This is a genomic window from Streptomyces canus (genome assembly GCF_001514145.1).
Lineage (GTDB): Bacteria > Actinomycetota > Actinomycetes > Streptomycetales > Streptomycetaceae > Streptomyces > Streptomyces canus.
Window position 1 is genome coordinate 189,546 of sequence record NZ_KQ948665.1, and the last position, 16,045, is coordinate 205,590.

Sequence of the window (16,045 nt, forward strand, 5' to 3'; positions counted from 1 at the left end):
AGGGCAATGAAGGGCACTGTTGGTGAGCTCGGTGAGTTCGGGCTCATCAGGGAGCTCACCTCCCGTCTCACCACCACCCCGGCGGTCCGGGTGGGTCCCGGCGACGACGCCGCGGTGGTCGCCGCACCCGACCGCAGGGTCGTGGCGAGCACCGACATCCTTCTGGAGGGCCGGCACTTCCGCCGCGACTGGTCCACGGCCTACGACGTCGGCCGCAAGGCGGCCGCGCAGAACCTCGCGGACATCGCCGCCATGGGTGCCGTGCCGACCGCCCTGCTGCTCGGCCTGGTCGTGCCCGCCGAACTCCCCGTCACCTGGGCCTCGGAGCTCATGGACGGCCTGCGCGACGAGTGCCAGGTCGCCGGCGCGTCGGTGGTCGGCGGGGACGTCGTACGGGGAGACACGATCATGGTCTCCATCACCGCCCTCGGCGATCTGCGGGGCCAGGAGCCGGTGACCCGGGCCGGCGCCCAGCCCGGCGACCTCGTCGCGGTGACCGGCTGGCTGGGCTGGTCCGCGGCCGGGTACGCGGTGCTCTCCCGCGGCTTCCGCTCGCCGCGCGCGTTCGTGGAGGCGCACCGGCGCCCCGAGCCGCCGTACCACGCGGGCCCGGCCGCCGCGGCGCTCGGCGCGACCGCGATGTGCGACGTGAGCGATGGGCTGATCGCCGACCTCGGACACATCGCCGAGGCCAGCAAGGTCCGCATCGACATCCGTTCCGGCGCGATCGACATCCCCACCCAGATGAACGACATCGGGCAGGCCGTCGGTGTCGACCCCATGCAGTGGGTGCTGAGCGGGGGAGAGGACCACGCGATCGTGGCGACCTTCTCGCCGGACGTGAAGCTGCCGGCCCGCTGGAAGGTGATCGGCGAGGTCCTCAACCCCTCGGCCCTGCCCCAGGTGACGGTCGACGGGGCGCCCTGGACGAGCAAGGGCGGCTGGGACCACTTCGGCGGGGACATCGAGTCGTGAAGCCCCTGGTGCTCACGGTGGCCGGCTCCGACTCCGGCGGAGGCGCCGGGATCCAGGCCGACCTGAAGACCATGCTCGCGCTCGGCGTGCACGGCATGAGTGTCGTCACGGCCGTCACCGCCCAGAACTCCCTCGGCGTACAGGGTGCCTGGGAGCTGCCCGTCGAGGCGGTGCGGGCCCAGTACCGCAGTGTCGTGGACGACATCGGCGTCCAGGCCGTGAAGACCGGGATGCTCGCCTCGGCCGAACTCGTCGAGGCGGTGGCCGAGTTGCTCGGAGCCACGGACGCCCCGGCCGTGGTCGACCCGGTCGGCGTCTCCAAGCACGGGGACCCGCTGCTGGCCTCGTCCGCCCTGGAGTCCGTCCGCACGAAGCTGCTCCCGGTCGCCACCGTCGCCACCCCGAACCTCGACGAGGTCGCCCAACTCGCAGGCGTCCAGGTGGAGTCGGAGGATCAGCTGCGCGAGGCCGCCGCGGCCGTCCTGTCGTACGGACCGAAGTGGGTGCTCATCAAGGGCGGCCATCTCCCGGGCGAGGCCGTGGACCTGCTCACCGACGGATCCGAGGAGTACTGGCTCCGCGCATCCCGCTACGACAACCGGCACACGCACGGCACGGGCTGCACCCTCGCCTCCGCGATCGCGTCGCAGCTGGCGAAGGGGCAGTCCGTGCCGGAGGCGGTGACGGCGGCCAAGGAGTACGTCACCGGGGCGATCGCCGCCGGGTTCGCGCTCGGTGACGGGATCGGGCCCGTGGACCATGGCTGGGCACTCACACGGGGTACTCGGGGAGCTTGATGTTCGTCGCCGACTTCTCGGTGAGCCGCTTGAAGAAGGCGGCCAGCGGACGGGAGGCGAGCAGCCGGTACATCCGGTCCCGGCTGCGGATCCGCCGCTCGGTGGCCGGCGCGAAGAACGGGCCCGCGTTGCCCGAGGTCTTCTGGCAGCCCTTCGCGAAGTCCGCGATCCGCGCCTCGTAGGCCGCGAACGCCGTACGGTGGTCCCCACCCGCCAGGGCGAGTTCACCGGCGAGGACATACGCGCCGACGATCGCCACCCCGGTCCCCATCCCGCCCATCGTGGCCCCGTACCCCGCGTCCCCGAGCAGCGCCACGCGCCCCTGGGTGAGCCGGTCGACGTGGATCTGCGCGATCGCGTCGAAGTACAGGTCGTCGGCCGCCTCCAGTGCCTTCAGGACGCTCGGCCCCGCCCAGCCCGTCCCCGCGAACTTCTCGGCGAGGATCCGCTTCTGCGCGGCGAGGTCCCGGCGGTCGTACGACAGCGGCTCGGACCGGAAGACCAGCAGCGCGCCCGCGCGGTCCGGGTCGCCGTCGTAGTTGCCGAGGGCGATCGCGCGGCCGGGCTCGCTGTAGACCCGCCCGGTGCGGTCCAGGCCCAGGTCGTTGGGGACCTCGAAGCCGGCCACGTAGTGGTCGAGGAAGCGCAGATGGCGGGACTCGTCGCCGAAGACGAGGGAGCGGGTGTGGGAGTGCAGGCCGTCCGCCCCGATCACCAGGTCGAAGCGGCGGGGCTCGTGGGTGTCGAAGGTGACGTCGACACCGTCAGGGGTGTCGGTGAGCGTGGCGATGGAGTCGCCGAACAGGTACTCGACGCGGTCCCTGGTGCGCTCGTACATGAGGTGCGCGAGCTCACCGCGGAAGATCTCCACGTCCCCGCTCATCATGTCCGACGGCAGGTCCACCTTGGGGGTGCCGTGCGCGTCGACGACCACCTGCCGTCCCATGTGGGTCTGGCGGGCGTGGATCTCGTCCCAGATGCCCATCTCCTGGAGCACCCTGCGGTGGACGTGCCCCCGGAAGTCGACGGCGAAGCCGCCGCGGCGCAGCTCCGGCGCCTTCTCGACGACGGTGACCCGGGCGCCGTACCGAACGAGGTTCAGCGCGAGCGCCGGGCCGGCGACGCTGGCGCCGGAGATCAGGACGGTGAGGTGGCTGAGGTCGTGCTTCTTGTTCGTCATGCACGGCAGCCTCGGCGGAGCCGCTGACCGTGCTCCTACCGTTCGCTGACCGCCGCCGACCGCAGGGCGCGGCCCTGCCCGAAGGCCTTGTCATAGGCCTCCGGGGACATCTTTCGCCGTACGTCCTTCTTGGTCCGTACGACATCGGGGTCACCCTCGGCCGACCCGCCCCGCAGGCCCTCGGCGGCGCCCAGGAGTTCGGCCGCCCTCTCGGGGCGCGGCGCGACGGAGGCCAGGGCCTCGGCGATGGCTGCCAGGGCGAGGACGTCGGGGGCGTCCAGGGCGTGCGTGCGGGCCTGCTCGAACCAGTCGCGGGCCTGGTCGAGGTCGCCCTCGGCGGCGGCCGTGCGGCCGAGGCCTATGAGGATCAGGACGGTCTCGCCGACGCTGAACCAGTTCGCGGCACAGGCTTCCAGGGCGCTCTCGTAGTGCACGCGCGCGTGGTTCTCGTTCCCGGAGAGCCGGGCCGAGTCGCCCAGACCGCGCCGGGCGGCCGCCACCTTGTCCGGGGCACCCGCCGCGCGGGCCAGGTCGGCGGCACGCCTGAAGTGCGTCACCGCGTCCTCGGTGTCACCGCGGTACAGCAGCACGGTGGCCCGGGAGCACAGCAGGTCGGAGGTCTCCTCGGGTGCGTCCAGTTCCTGGACGTACTCCAGGCCCTCGTCGAACAGTTCGAGGGCGCGGGCGTACTCGCCGCGCCGCCCCGCGAAACCGCCCAGCGGATCGAGGCAGTTGGCCATGCCCCAGCGGTCACCGGTCGTACGGAAGCCGGCCAGGGAGCGTGCGAAGTACGCCTCGGAGGCTGTGGGATCGCCGGTGAACTGGGCCCGGTAGGCGTGGCCGAGATCCAGCAGCGCGCGGCTCCACGGCTCGTCTCCGATCTGCACGGTGAGCAGGTCGTCGTCCACCGCGTACAGCGGGCCGGTCGTCAGGGACCACAGGACCGTGGTGAACGGCAGCCGCAGCGGCTCGTCCAGGGTGTTCATGAGGGCGGACACGCGCGCGATGCGGTCGGGTTCGTCAGGGTCGTCGCCGCGCCCTGTGACGGTGTTCATCAGGCACAGGGCGTACTCCTCGGCCAGGTCCGGGGGTGGGGTGTCGCCGACCGCCGTCAGCAGGGCGCGGGCCAGAGACACCTGCTCGCCGTGCGGGGCGCGCAGCCGCCGGAACCAGGACAGGGCCGCCATCAGGCGCAGGGCTTCCTCGGGGGCCGTGGCGACGAGATGGCGCAGGGCAGCGTCCAGGTTGTCCCGCTCGGCGTCCAGACGGGCCAGCCAGGGGAGCTGGCCGCCACCGCGCAGAGCCGGTTCGGCGCGCTCGGCCAGCTCCAGGAAGTACGCGGCGTGGGCGTCCCTCAAGGTCCGCTCCCGGGAGCGCTGCTCGGCGGCGAACGCGCGGATCGTCTCCAGCATCCGGTAGCGGCCCTCGGACACCTCCAGGAACGACTTCTCCACCAGAGAGGCCAGCAGATCCTCCGGATACGGGGTCGCGCACACCGCCTCGACCGCCTCCAGACCGGCGCCGCCCCGGAAGACCGTCAGCCGGGACGCGAGCTCCCGCTCCTCGTCGTCGAGCAGGTCCCAGCTCCACTCCACGACGGCCCGCAGTGTTCGGTGCCGAAGTGCCTTGGAGCGGTCGCCGCGGGACAGCAGCCGGAACCGGTCGTCGAGGCGGTCCGCGACCTCGTCCGGGGTGAGGGTGCGCAGACGGGCCGCCGCGAGCTCGATCGCCAGCGGCAGCCCGTCGAGAGCCGCGCAGATGTCGGCCACGCGTGCGTGGCCCTCGAATCCGGGGCGGACGGCCCGGGCGCGGTCCAGGAAGAGCCGGACCGCGGGCTCCGGCGGCAGCGGCGGCACGGGCAGCACGGCCTCGCCGGTGATCCCGAGGGACTCCCGGCTGGTGGTGAGCACGCGAACCCCCGGGCAGGACGCGAGAAGCCGGGCTGCGAGGCCGGCGGCCGCTTCCACGAGGTGCTCGCAGTTGTCGAGCACGAGGAGCGCCTCACGGTCCTCCAGGGCGGTCAGCAGCCGGTCCATGCCGTCGCTCGCCGGCGTGCGGAAGCCGTCGCGCACATCGAGGGCGGTCAGGACGGCGTACGGAATCCGGGTGCCGTCGGTGAGCGGGGCGAGTTCGACGAAGCACGCGCCCGCGTGGGCCTGCGTGGCCTCGATCGCCAGCCGCGTCTTGCCCGCACCGCCGGGGCCGGTGAGCGTGACCAGCCGTGCCTCGGACAGGGCCCGGGCGATCCGGCCCAGCTCGGGCTCGCGGCCGACGAAGCGGGTGAGCTGGGCGGGAACGCTCCTTCGGTGCTCGGCCCGCCGCCCTCGGAGCAGCTCCAGGTGCAGGGTGGACAGCTCGGCCGACGGATCCGCGCCCAGTTCGTCGGCGAGTGTCCGACGGGCCTCCTCGAACACCGTGAGCGCCTCCGCGGGCCGTCCGTCCGCGTGCAGGGCCCGCATCAGCTGCCCGTACAGCCGCTCGCTCAAAGGATGGGCCGACAGCAGCGCCCGCAGCTCCGGTACGAGTTCGGGGCCGCCGCCGAGCGCCAGGTCCGCGTCGATCCGGTCCTGTACGGCGGCCAGCCGCAGCTGTGCCAGCCGGGCCCGTTCGGCGTGTGCGTCCGGCAGGTCGGGGAGGGCCGGGCCGCGCCACAGGGCGAGCGCGTCCCTCAGTACGGCCGCGGCCTGCCGATGATCTCCGGCGGTGAGAGCGGCACGTCCGGACACGGCACGCTCTTCGAACCGGTGAGCGTCTGTGGTGTCGGCGGCGGGGACGGCGAGGCGATAGCCGGCCGGAGTCGCCTCGATCTCCGCGTGCGGGGCCAGGCGTCTGCGGAGGCGGGAGATCTGCGACTGGAGGGCGTTGGCGGCCCCGGCGGGCGGCTTGGCGCCGTAGAGGCCGTCGGTGAGGCGCTCCACCGAGACCGTGCGGCCCGCGTCGAGGAGCAGGAGGGTGAGGAGGGCGCGGGGGCGGGGGCCGCCGGGGTCGATCGGCGTGCCGTCGTCGGTGCGGATGTCGAGGGGGCCCAGGATGCCGAAGCGCATTCACGGGATTCTGGCAGCTCGCCCCGGCCCGGGACATCGCAAAAAGCCGGCCCACCTGTCGGTGGACCGGCTCAGTGCAGCGAACAAGCAGTGGCCGCGCGCTTAGCTGTGCGTCAGCGCGAGACCTTGCCGGCCTTGATGCACGAGGTGCAAACGTTCAGGCGCTTCGGCGTCCCGCCGACCACTGTACGGACGTGCTGGATGTTCGGGTTCCAGCGACGGGACGTACGGCGGTGCGAAAACGACACGCTGTTGCCGAAGCCCGGCCCCTTGCCGCAGACGTCGCAGTTGGCAGCCACGGGTCACTCCAAAGACTTCAGATGCACTTACGGTTGGATCCCGGCAGCAAGCCGGGATCGAGATCGTAGGATCAGAGATCTGAGTGGCACTGCCAGGGGGAATGGCCCGATCAGGATCGGGCAACCGGAGCAGCATACAACGACTGCGCCAGTAGAACGAAACTACCATGGTTGACCAGGCACTCGCTCCCGGCCCTCTTCCGGTGGACACCCGCCCGGGGTCTACGCTGCGTCCAGTCCAGCAGCCCGAGGAGGCGCAGGTGGCACACGTGCCGCAGACATTCTTCGATGCTCTCGCGGTGCGCACCTGGTGTGGTCTGGCGCTGCGGGCGCTGGGCCGGGCGCGCGAGGAGATCGACGCGATCAACGTCTACCCGGTCGCCGACGGGGACACCGGCACGAACCTGTATCTGACGGCGGAGTCCGCGGCCGCGGCCGTGGAAGCCGTGTTCGACGGCCACGACGCCCACGGATCGGGGAAACCGGCCCTGGCCGACGCCGCGCGCGCGATGGCGCACGGAGCCCTCATAGGCGCCCGCGGCAACTCGGGCACGATCCTCGCCCAACTGCTGCGGGGCATGGCCCAGGTGCTGGCCGCCGACGGTGAGACGGCTCACACGGACGGCGAGGGACTCCGGCTCGCCCTGCGGCACGCGGCCGACTCCGCCCGCCAGGCCGTGGCCCACCCGGTCGAGGGCACGGTCCTCACGGTCGCCTCGGCCGCCGCCGACGCCGCCGGGGCAGCGGAGGGCGACTGCGGGACGGTCGCCCGGGCCGCCTACGACGGCGCGCGCGCCGCCCTCGCCGCGACACCCGGCCAGCTGGCCGTCCTGGAGCGGGCCGGCGTGGTGGACGCAGGCGGGCGGGGACTGGTGGCGGTGCTGGGGGCGCTGGTGGAGACGTTCACGGGGGAGGCGCCCAGGGCGGTGCCGGTGGTGAGCGGGACGTTCCCGGAAGCAGGTCCCGCCGAAGTGTCCGAAGCCGCCACGGCCGCCCCCGACGAGTGTGCCGACGCCCCGGGCACCGATGGCCCCGCCTTCGAGGTGATCTACCTCCTGGAGGCCGGCGACACGGCCGTCGCGCGGCTGCGGGAGCGGCTCGACGAGCTCGGGGACTCGCTCGTGGTGGTCGGCGGCGACGGCCTGTGGAACGTCCATGTGCACGTCGACGACGCCGGCGCCGCCGTGGAGGCGGGCATCGAGGCCGGGCGGCCGTACCGGATCCGCATCACGCACTTCGGGCTCGGTGACGTGCACACCACCGGCGCCGAACGGCAGCCCCGCGAGCGCGCCCAGCGGGCCGTCGTCGCCGTCGTGCCCGGCGAGGGCCTGGCCGGGCTGTACACCGAGGCCGGCGCGACCACCGTGCTCGCCCGCCCCGGGGAGCCGCCCGCGAGCGGGGAGCTCGTGGAGGCCGTACGGCGTGCCCACGCGCGCGAGGTCGTGCTGCTGCCCAATGACGCCGACCTGCGCCACACCGCGGCCGCCGCGGCCGAGCAGGCCCGCGCGGAGGGCATCCGGGTCGCGCTGATCCCGACGCGCTCCGCGGTCCAGGGCATCGCGGCGCTCGCCGTGCACGAGCCGGAACGCCGGTTCGACGAGGACGTCGTCCAGATGACCTCGGCGGCCGGCGCGACCCGCTACGCCGAGGTCGCCGTCGCCGAACGCCAGTCCTGGACCATGGCCGGCATCTGCCAGGCCGGCGATGTCCTCGGCCTCATCGACGGGGACGTGGCCGTGATCGGTTCGGACGTCACCGTCACGGCCGAGACCGTCCTCGACCGCATGCTCTCGGCCGGCGGCGAACTGGTCACCCTCGTCCTCGGCGACGAGGCCCCCGAGGCGGTCGCCGAGCATCTGGAGACGCGCGTACGGGAGTCGTACCTCGCCGTCGACACGGTGGTGTACCGGGGCGGACGGCAGGGAGCCGTGCTGCTCATCGGGGTCGAATAGCACCCCTGGGCGCTCAGCTGTCCTGCTCCTCCATGAGCCCCAGCATCTGCTCCGCCTCGGCCCGCCGGGTCCGCGCCGTCTCGTCGTCGCGGGCCTCGCCGGAGCCGTCCGTGCCGCCATAGGCGTCGAGCACCGCACGCGCGCGTGCCGCCGCCTCCGCCGGCCGGCTCAGGTCGGCCGCCAGCCAGCCCGCAGCGAGCTCGGCACCGGTCCGGGCGTCCAGGGCGTCGTCCCCGAGCGAGGCGAACACCACGATCGCCTCCACGACCTGGGCCAGCGACTCCTCCAGCACCGTCCGGATCGCGTCGTCCTCGGCGTCCTCAGGCACGGAACGGGCCAGCAGGTCCCCGAACTGCCGGTGGGTGTGCCCGAGTTCACCGACGAGCCGCTGCCACGACTGCTCCTCGGGCTGAGTCTCACCCAGCGCGACCTCGCACTCCCGGACCGCCTCCGCCATCAACTCCCGTGCCGTGTCCGCCCCGTCCTCGGCACGCAGCGCGAGCCACGCGCGGGCGCGCAGGGAGCGGATAAGCCCGTGGACGTTGCCGAGTTCACGCCACAGACCGCCCGCGCGCGCGTACGCCCGGTCCGCCTCGGCGGTCAGACCCGCGGCCCCGAGGGACTCGGCGGCGAGGTGGGCGAGGGTCGCGTGGTCGTGCTGCTCGGGCCAGTGCCGGGCGATCTCGGCGGCCTGCAGGCGCCGCTCGGCCGCCTCCCGGTGCTCGCCCAGCTCGCTCAGACAGTCACCGAGCCACCACTGCGTCTGTACGACCGCCCCGTCGCCGTGCGTCTCGGCGCTCAGGTCGGGCAGCGCCGACTCCAGCACCTCGGCGGCCTCGGCCCACCGGCCCTGCCGCAGCAGGAACCCGCCCAGCTGGTGCCGGGCCAGGGCACCCAGCGTCGGGCCCTCCCCGGCCTCGTCGGCCCAGTGGGCGGCCTCCAGGGCGTGTTCGGCCGCCTCCTCGTCGAGACCCCGGCCGCCGACGACCTCGGCGAGCTGGAGACGCAGCTGGGCCCGCCCGATCGCCTCCAGATGCGGGCCGCCGTGCTCGAGCGCCGCCCGCAGCGCCCGCTCGCTCCCCGCCGGATCGCCCAGGTGATGCAGGAGCCCGGCAAGCCGGGCCTCGTACTCCACCGCGAACCACGGCAGGCCCGCCTCCACGAACCCCGCCGCGGCCCACGTGAACAGCTCTGCCGCCGCCTCCGCGTCCCCGGCCCGCGAGGCCAGCTCCGCCAGCATCGCCTGCGCCTCGGCGACCCGCGCGGCGAGCCGTACGTCGTCCCCGGTCCGTCCCTCGACGAGGGCGAGCACCTCCCGCACGGCCTGCTCCGCCACCGGCAGGACCGCGTCCTCCTCGGTCTCGTGCACCCGCCGCATCAGGATGCGCGCCCGGGACATCAGCACCGACGCCGTCTGCCGTACGCCCGTGTCGTCCACGGAGTAGAGCGCGAGGACCTCGTCGTACAGCCCGGCGACCATGGTGAGCGCCTCGTCCACCTCGCCCGCCAGCGCGCGAATGTAGGCGGCACGCGCGCGTGCCGCGAGCGACTCGCCGGGGTCGCCCGCCTCCGTGTACAACTCGGCGGCCCGCTCGAACAGTTCGGTTCCCTCGGGGCCCCGGTCCATCGCCTCGTGGTCGGCGATCTCCGCCCGGTCGCGCGGGTCCAGCTCAACGCTCCGCGCGGCCCGCGCGACCGCCGCCCACGCCTCGACGGCGTTCGGCTGGAGGGTGTCCGACAGCCGCCGCGCCTCGGCGATCAGCGCGGGCAGACCGGGCTCCTGAGCAGTCACCGGGACCGGTGGCACGATCGCGGCTGCGGCGGCCGTCCGAACCGCCCGCACTCCCAGCGGCAGCCGCTCCACCAGCGGGCGCTGAGCCATGCGCGCGCGTGCCCGCTCGCTGACATGGGCCGTGCCGTTGCGCTCGTCGAAGCGGGCGGCCAGCGCGAGGGCCTCCGCGCGCGCGTGGGCGGCGAGTTCGGCCGCGGTCCAGGACCGGCCCGCGGGCCCCGGCACCGGCCGGTCGCCCAGGCCCAGCTCGGTCAGCCGGTCCATGAGCAGGGCCACCACGGCGGTGAAGTCCAGCCTGCTGCGCGGATGACCGTCGTCCGTGAAGTACGCGGGACGCTCCGCGAGCAGCTCCAGACCGCGCGCCTCGTTGCCGCTGAGGGCGCAGAACTCGACATGGTCCGCGTAGGCGCTGCGCATGCTCTCCATGGACCGCACGAGCCGAAAACCCCGCAGATGGTTGGCGCGCGCCTCGTCGAGGCGGCCCAGCCGCAGCAGCGGCGTCAGCGAGGAGGCGAGGACCGCGTGCGGCTCGTGGGCGCAGGTGAACTCGCCCTCCAGGACCGGCGCCCACAGCTCGAGCGCCTCCTCGTCCCGACCGCGCTGCGACTGCCACCAGCCCTGCTCGTGCAGCTCGCAGGCGTGACAGTCGGCCATGTCGTCCCGGTCGGCGGCCAGCCACGCGGCGTACGCGCGCTCGGCCCGTGCCAGGTCCCCGACATGCGCGGCCACGCTGTACTCGGCGCTGCGCACGGCCCGCTCGGAGTGCCCGGCCAGCCGGTAGCGGTGCTCCATCTCGCCGAGCCACTTCTCCATGGCGGCGAGCGGGATGTGCGGCTGGTCGAGCATGCCGGTCGTCATCCACTTGAAGACCCAGTGCAGGGAGTGCGTCTCGTACTCGTCGAAGTCCTCGGGCCGCTCGTCCCACATGCGCAGCAGCCGCGAGAAGGGGACGAACATCTTGGCCTTCTCGGAGCTGTAGTTGTAGACCTTCAGCTGGTGTCCGAGCGCCTCGATCACCGCGAGCGGGATGTTCAGCTTCTCGGCCTCGGCGAGCAGCTGCTCCGCGCGCGCGTTGCGGGCGGGCCCCTCCGGTTCCTCGGCGTTCTCCGCCATCGCCCGGCGCAGCGCGTCGAACCCCGTGACCCCGTGGTTGCCGTCCATCCCGTCGATCCCGCTCGTCACAGGCCCTCCTCGCCGTTCGTGGCCCACTCCAGCAGGCCCATGAAGGCCCGGTTCAGCAAGGCCGAGTCCGCGGGCCTGAGCGGGCGCTGGGCCATCAGCAGGGCCTGCCCGTACAGGGACTCGGTGGCGGTGCCGATCAGTTCCGGATCGCCGAGCGAACCGATCCGCCGTACCAGTGGGTTGAGATGGTTCAGCACGAGACGCGCGCGGGGGGCGCTGCCGCGCAGCGAGCCGAGGATGCCCGCCCACAGGTCGTCGGCCCGGTCCTCGGCCTCCGCCCGCGCCTGCTCGTGCCGGGCGTCCCGGTCGTCCAGGTGCAGCGCGGGCACGGACAGCGGCCGGAACGCACGCAGGACCACGTCACAGCCGAGCGGATCGAGCCTGGCCCGCGCGGCCGCCAGGAAACCGGCGAGCGCCAGCTCCTCGGCCGGGTCGACCAGATCCATGTGGGCGGTGACGGTGTCCGCGTCCAGCTCGGAGACGACCGTTCCCGGCCGCACCGAGGGCAGCGCCTCGACCAGGTCGCTGTCGTACGTGTAACCGCCGTTGACCACCCCGACGCCCTGTGCGGAGGCGATCGGCGCGACCTGCCGGTACTCCTCGACGGTCCGCGTGAAGTGCACCACCGGGTGCCGCTGCGCGAACTCCTCCAGCGACAGCCGCCCGTCGCTCGTCTCGAAGGGCAGCCACGGCAGCATCGTGCGCAGCATGTCCTTGTCATGCCGCGCGAGCGACTTCACGCCCAGGTGGTGCACGGACAGGAAGGCCGCGAGCCGTTCCGGGTCCCCGGCGGCGAGGCCCGTCAGCCACGACCGGATCCTTTCCCCGAGTGCCTCCCGTACGGCGGCCAGCGTCTCGTCCTCGTACAGCGACTCGCGCGAGGCCGTGGGACGCAGGCTGTCGGTGTCCAGGACGCAGCGCACGAAGAACGCCCAGTCCGGCAGCAGCTGTTCGGCCCGCTCGGTCAGCAGCATGCCCTTGAGATGGACGCGGTGAGTCGCCCGCTGGGCGGGGCTCATCGCCGACGGAAGGACGTAGGCCACGCCCCGGATCCCGGCGAGGGGCACGTTCAGCTCGATCGAGTCCAGCGGGGTGAAGCCGAACAGCTCGTGACAGTGCCGGGCCAGGGCCACCCTGCGGGTGGCGGGGGAGGGGTAGGGCCGGTCCCAGGGGGCGGGCAGGTCGGTGACCGCCTCGTCGCCGACCCGGACGTCGTACGGCAGCAGGGAGCCGAAGTCCCGCGCGAGCCGGAGGACCCGCTCCGGCGTGAGCCACTCGCCGGCGCCCGCCCGCGCGACCAGGTGCACGGTCGTCCCCGGCTCCGGACGGGCGTCGGGGGGCAGCGTCCGCACTTCGTACGAACCGTCGTCGCTCGCCGTCCACTCCACGGGCGGGGCGTCCGGTGTACGGGCGCTGCGGCTGACCACCCGGATCCGCTCGGCGACCACGAAACAGGCGAGCAGACCGATGCCGAACTGGCCGAGGAAGTCGGAGCGGGCCTCCTGAAGTCCCTCGGCCCGCTTGGAGCTGCGTCCGATGGTGGCCAGCAGGTTGTGCACGTCCGCCTCGGTGAGCCCCACCCCGGAGTCCTCGACCCTCAGGGCGCCGTTCTCGGCGTACAACCGCACACGGGCAGGGGCGTCCGGCTGTTCGGCCCGCCGGGCCGTGATCGCGTCCACCGCGTTCTGGAGCAGTTCGCGCAGATAGACCTTCGGGCTGGAGTAGAGGTGATGGGAGAGGAGGTCCACCAGACCGCGCAGGTCGACCTGGAACGTATGAGGTTGCTGAGGTACCTGGGGTGTCTGTGAGGTCTGGGAATCCATCGTCGCAGCGCCGGTGGGAGGAACGTTCGCGCGGCGCGGGGTCGGGCGGTCCCGGGTGGGGCGGGGATCCGCGGGGATGGCCGGAGCGCGCCATCCTAAGTCCCCAACCAGCCGTCTGACCAGGGGTTTCCTGGTATGTATACGGCAATGTCAGTGGTGTGGTGTGCAATGGATCTCGTGCCCGCACTGGAAGAACCGTTGAAGAAGGTGCTCGGCCCCGCCACCGCGAAGGTGATGGCCGAGCATCTCGGCCTGCACTCCGTCGGCGACCTCCTGCACCACTACCCGCGCAGATACGAGGAGCGGGGGCAGCTGACCCACCTCGCCGACCTGCCGATGGACGAGCATGTCACCGTGGTCGCCCAGGTCGCCGACGCCCGTCTGCACACCTTCGCCTCCGCCAAGGCGCCGCGCGGCAAGGGACAGCGGCTGGAGGTCACCATCACGGACGGCAGCGGCCGCCTCCAACTGGTCTTCTTCGGCCACGGCGTGCACAAGCCCCACAAGGAGCTCCTGCCCGGCACCCGCGCGATGTTCGCCGGCAAGGTCTCCCTCTTCAACCGCCGCCTCCAACTGGCTCACCCGGCCTACGAGTTGCTGCGTGGGGATGCTGAGGAAACGGTGGAGACCTGGGCGGGCGCTCTGATCCCCCTCTATCCCGCCACCGCCAAACTGGAGTCCTGGAAGATCGGCAAGGCGATCCAGACGGTGCTGCCGAGCGCCCAGGAGGCGCTCGACCCCCTCCCGGAGTCCCTCCGCGAGGGGCGCGGCCTGGTCCCCCTCCCCGAGGCACTCCTCAAGATCCACCGCCCGCACACCAAGGCCGACATCGCCGACGCCCACGCCCGCCTCAAGTGGGACGAGGCCTTCGTCCTCCAGGTGGCCCTGGCCCGCCGCCGCCACGCGGACGCCCAACTCCCGGCGGTACCGAGGAAACCCGCTCCGGACGGCCTGCTCTCGGCCTTCGACGACCGACTGCCCTTCACCCTCACGGACGGGCAGCAGAAGGTCTCCAAGGAGATCTTCGACGACCTGGCGACGGACCATCCGATGCACCGGCTGCTGCAGGGCGAGGTCGGATCGGGAAAGACCCTGGTGGCCCTGCGCGCCATGATCGCCGTGGTCGACGCCGGCGGGCAGGCCGCCATGCTGGCGCCCACCGAAGTGCTCGCCCAGCAGCACCACCGGTCGATCGTGGAGATGATGGGGGAGCTGGCCGAGGGCGGCATGCTGGGCGGGTCCGAGCAGGGCACCAAAGTCACGTTGCTCACCGGTTCGATGGGGACGGCCGCGCGCAGACAGGCCATGCTGGATCTGGTCACCGGTGAAGCCGGGATCGTGATCGGGACGCACGCGCTCATCGAGGACAAGGTGCAGTTCCACGACCTGGGCCTGGTCGTGGTCGACGAACAGCACCGGTTCGGGGTCGAGCAGCGGGACGCCCTGCGCGGCAAGGGCAAGCAGCCGCCCCACCTCCTCGTCATGACGGCCACGCCCATCCCGCGCACGGTCGCGATGACGGTCTTCGGTGACCTGGAGACCTCCGTCCTGGACCAGCTCCCGGCCGGCCGCTCACCCATCGCCAGCCATGTCGTCCCCGCCGCCGACAAGCCCCACTTCCTCACCCGGGCCTGGGAGCGGGTCCGCGAGGAGGTGGAGAACGGCCACCAGGCCTACGTCGTCTGCCCCCGCATCGGCGACGAGGAGGACGATCCGAAGAAGGCCAGGAAGTCCGCGGAGGACGAGGCCGAGAAGCGCCCGCCGCTCGCCGTCCTGGACATCGCCGACCAGCTCGCCAAGGGCCCCCTGAGCGGCCTGAGGGTCGAGGTGCTGCACGGCCGTATGCACCCCGACGACAAGGACGCGGTCATGCGCCGCTTCGCCGCGGGCGAGACCCACGTCCTGGTCGCCACCACGGTCATCGAGGTCGGCGTCAACGTCCCGAACGCCACGGCGATGGTCATCATGGACGCCGACCGCTTCGGCGTCTCCCAGCTCCACCAGCTGCGCGGCCGGGTGGGGCGCGGTTCGGCGGCGGGTCTCTGTCTCCTGGTCTCGGAGATGCCGGAGGCGAGCCCGGCCCGCCAGCGCCTGAACGCGGTGGCGTCGACTCTGGACGGCTTCGAGCTGTCCCGCATCGACCTGGAGCAGCGTCGGGAGGGTGACGTGCTGGGTCAGGCCCAGTCCGGTGCCCGGACCTCTTTGCGGGTCCTCGCCGTGATCGAGGACGAGGAGATCATCGCGGAGGCGAGGCAGGAGGCGACGGCGGTGGTGGAGGCGGATCCCGAGCTGACGGGATTTCCCGCCCTGCGCACAGCCTTGGACGCGCTCCTGGACGAGGAGAGGGAGCAGTACTTGGAAAAGGGCTGAGAAACTGGATCCGTAACCATCCCCCGAACAAGGACCGAAGATGACTCGCGTGATCGCGGGCAGAGCCGGCGGACGCCGCCTGGCCGTCCCGCCGGGCAACGGAACCCGTCCCACCTCGGACCGCGCGCGCGAAGGTCTCTTCTCCACCTGGCAGTCCCTCCTCGGCGGCCCCTTGGCGGGCGAACGGGTCCTCGACCTGTACGCGGGCTCAGGTGCGGTGGGCCTGGAAGCCCTCTCCCGCGGTGCGAGCCACACGCTCCTGGTCGAGGCCGACGCGAGAGCCGCCCGCACGATCCGCGAGAACGTCAAGAACCTCGGCCTCCCCGGCGCCGAGGTACGGGCAGGCAAAGCGGAACAGATCATTCAACAACCGGCACCGACAGAGCCGTACGACCTCGTTTTCCTCGACCCGCCCTACCGAGTCACAGATCACGATCTTCGCGAGATTCTCCTCACACTCCGTACCGAACACTGGCTAGCACCCGAGGCCCTGGTCACCGTGGAGCGCAGCACCAGAGGCGGAGAATTCCAGTGGCCGCCCGGTTTCGACGCGGTCAAGGCCCGTCGCTACGGCGAGGGAACGTTTTGGTACGGTCGCGCCGCCTCTACGTGCGAAGACGCACGATGACCG

10 protein-coding genes are annotated in these 16,045 nt (G+C 72.7%); 5 read left to right on the forward strand and 5 right to left on the reverse strand.

All coding sequences use genetic code 11. The features are described 5' to 3' along the window. Positions 1–6 precede the first annotated feature (6 nt). A complete protein-coding gene (locus tag AQJ46_RS29785) occupies positions 7–975 on the forward strand; it encodes a thiamine-phosphate kinase (RefSeq protein ID WP_059208497.1) in 969 nt (322 codons plus the stop codon). Continuing rightward, positions 972–1,772 carry a bifunctional hydroxymethylpyrimidine kinase/phosphomethylpyrimidine kinase gene (gene thiD / locus AQJ46_RS29790; RefSeq protein WP_059208498.1) on the forward strand — a complete coding sequence of 267 codons (801 nt, stop codon included), beginning with the start codon at positions 972–974 and terminating at the stop codon, positions 1,770–1,772. The genes AQJ46_RS29785 and thiD overlap by 4 nt, the downstream gene beginning before the upstream one ends. Here the strand turns inward: thiD and AQJ46_RS29795 are convergent. The 3 genes from AQJ46_RS29795 to rpmB all read right to left on the reverse strand — a co-directional run bounded on the left by AQJ46_RS29795 (position 1,747) and on the right by rpmB (position 6,295). Next, positions 1,747–2,952, reverse strand: coding sequence for an FAD-dependent monooxygenase (locus AQJ46_RS29795; protein WP_059208499.1), 1,206 nt, complete (start codon positions 2,950–2,952; stop codon positions 1,747–1,749). The two genes, thiD and AQJ46_RS29795, sit on opposite strands and share 26 nt — an antisense overlap. Before the next feature lie 35 nt (positions 2,953–2,987). Then, positions 2,988–5,996, reverse strand: a complete 3,009-nt coding sequence (locus AQJ46_RS29800; RefSeq protein ID WP_059208500.1) for a BTAD domain-containing putative transcriptional regulator — start codon at positions 5,994–5,996, stop codon at positions 2,988–2,990. 113 nt (positions 5,997–6,109) lie between these two features. Then, on the reverse strand, positions 6,110–6,295 hold the full coding sequence (gene rpmB / locus AQJ46_RS29805) for a 50S ribosomal protein L28 (RefSeq protein WP_007384934.1): 186 nt from the start codon (positions 6,293–6,295) through the stop codon (positions 6,110–6,112). Positions 6,296–6,555: 260 nt separating this feature from the next. Between rpmB and AQJ46_RS29810 the strand changes: the two genes are divergently transcribed. Beyond that, positions 6,556–8,247 carry a DAK2 domain-containing protein gene (locus AQJ46_RS29810; protein ID WP_059208501.1) on the forward strand — a complete coding sequence of 564 codons (1,692 nt, stop codon included), beginning with the start codon at positions 6,556–6,558 and terminating at the stop codon, positions 8,245–8,247. A 13-nt stretch (positions 8,248–8,260) separates the two neighbouring features. Here the strand turns inward: AQJ46_RS29810 and AQJ46_RS29815 are convergent, their stop codons facing one another. Further along, a complete protein-coding gene (locus AQJ46_RS29815) occupies positions 8,261–11,200 on the reverse strand; it encodes a hypothetical protein (RefSeq protein WP_059208637.1) in 2,940 nt (979 codons plus the stop codon). 17 nt (positions 11,201–11,217) lie between these two features. Next, positions 11,218–13,044: an HSP90 family protein gene (locus AQJ46_RS29820; protein WP_079072477.1), complete on the reverse strand. Its 1,827-nt coding sequence runs from the start codon at positions 13,042–13,044 to the stop codon at positions 11,218–11,220. Positions 13,045–13,212: 168 nt separating this feature from the next. On the opposite strand from AQJ46_RS29820, the gene recG reads away from it, so the two are divergent. Both recG and rsmD read left to right on the forward strand, forming a co-directional pair. Next, the gene (recG, locus tag AQJ46_RS29825; protein ID WP_059208503.1) at positions 13,213–15,414 is read left to right on the forward strand and encodes an ATP-dependent DNA helicase RecG; all 2,202 of its coding nucleotides are present in this window, start codon (positions 13,213–13,215) and stop codon (positions 15,412–15,414) included. A gap of 40 nt (positions 15,415–15,454) precedes the next feature. Further along, positions 15,455–16,042 (forward strand): 16S rRNA (guanine(966)-N(2))-methyltransferase RsmD, encoded by a 588-nt coding sequence (gene rsmD, locus AQJ46_RS29830; protein ID WP_057616491.1) that lies wholly within the window; start codon positions 15,455–15,457, stop codon positions 16,040–16,042. Positions 16,043–16,045 lie beyond the last annotated feature (3 nt).